The sequence below is a fragment of the Flavobacterium caeni genome, from assembly GCF_900101895.1.
Lineage (GTDB): Bacteria > Bacteroidota > Bacteroidia > Flavobacteriales > Flavobacteriaceae > Flavobacterium > Flavobacterium caeni.
In genome coordinates this window covers 1-1171 of record NZ_FMVF01000072.1, presented here as the reverse complement: position 1 = coordinate 1171, position 1171 = coordinate 1, and the positions used below count along the sequence as shown (strand labels likewise).

Annotated in this window: 1 protein-coding gene; it reads right to left on the bottom strand. The window is 33.2% G+C overall.

The window, feature by feature from the left end; all coding sequences use genetic code 11:
- Positions 1 to 226: 226 nt before the first annotated feature.
- Entirely contained in the window at positions 227 to 1018 is a 792-nt protein-coding gene (locus BLP55_RS16600; RefSeq protein WP_139149813.1) for a hypothetical protein, read from the bottom strand.
- Between the last annotated feature and the right edge of the window lie 153 nt (positions 1019 to 1171).

Genomic DNA, 1171 nt, shown 5'->3' with positions numbered 1-1171 from the left:
GGCATGAGAATCATATTTCAAAAAAAGAAGAAAAAATATTATTTCCAAATCAGCGTTTCGTGATTTATGTGGAAAAACAAGGTTTTTGTAACGTTCCCTGCATTTGCGCAGAAGCGGAAATAGGAGCAGAGTTCTCTCTGCTAAGATAGAATTTTCTTGGAAAGAACAAGCGCCCAACTTACTAAAAACCAGCTTTTGCGTAAATGCAGTGTTATGGGCTGGGTTATTATTTATTGTCTTTTACTTGTTCCAAGTTTCTAACTAATCCTCGAAGAATATTTTTGTACAAATCACTCCAAGTTAGCCAACCCATATTTTCTGACACTTTTTCAATTGACTCTACTTGAATTCCATTTAGGCATTCTCTCAAAGGTTTTAAACTCTTTCTTCTACCAAATTTATAATACTTAAACCACCAAGCATTTTTCCATTTTTCTGGCGATTTTTTTAAAGCATTTTCTTTACTTTTTTTCTCTTTTGTATATTTCAATAATTTGTTTGGTGGAGCAATGTCTAAAAAAATAAAATAAAACTCTTTATCTAAGCATTCTGCGCAATCTAAACCTACACGCAATTTTCTTGCAATTTGGTCGTGCGGTTTTTTTGGGTCAGCTTGGCTTATAGAGCTATAAAGTTTAGCCTCGATAAAAATTAATTTGTCTGGCAATTCAATACTCGCATCAACTTCGGTACTTTCTTCTGTAACTTTTCCAGAATATTTTTTTCCAACAAAAATTTCAATCTGCTTTTCTGTATAGTTATTTTCAACAAATTTAAAGTTACATTTTCCTTCATACGAGTCTTCTAATATTTCATCTAAAGCGTTAATTTTTAAATTTAGAGGAAGATTTGCTAATACTTCAAAACAACTCCAAGTCAATGCATCTTCACTGTTTGAACTTATAGCATTTCGTACTTTATGCTTCATTCCATTATAATCTTGAGCAATAAAATCACTAAAGGCTTTTTCTCTTCCTTTTATGATTACGTGATTCCGTTCTGCATTTGAATATTTCATAAAATGTTTTTTTTATTTAGGGTTCTTTCGGAGCATTTTCGTCCGGAAACCTTGCCCATAACGTTTCGCGCATTTGCGTGGTCGCGTCAAAGCGAACTGAGTTCTATCTGCCAAGATAAACAAAGTTCGTGAAACTGAAACATTCCGGCCACC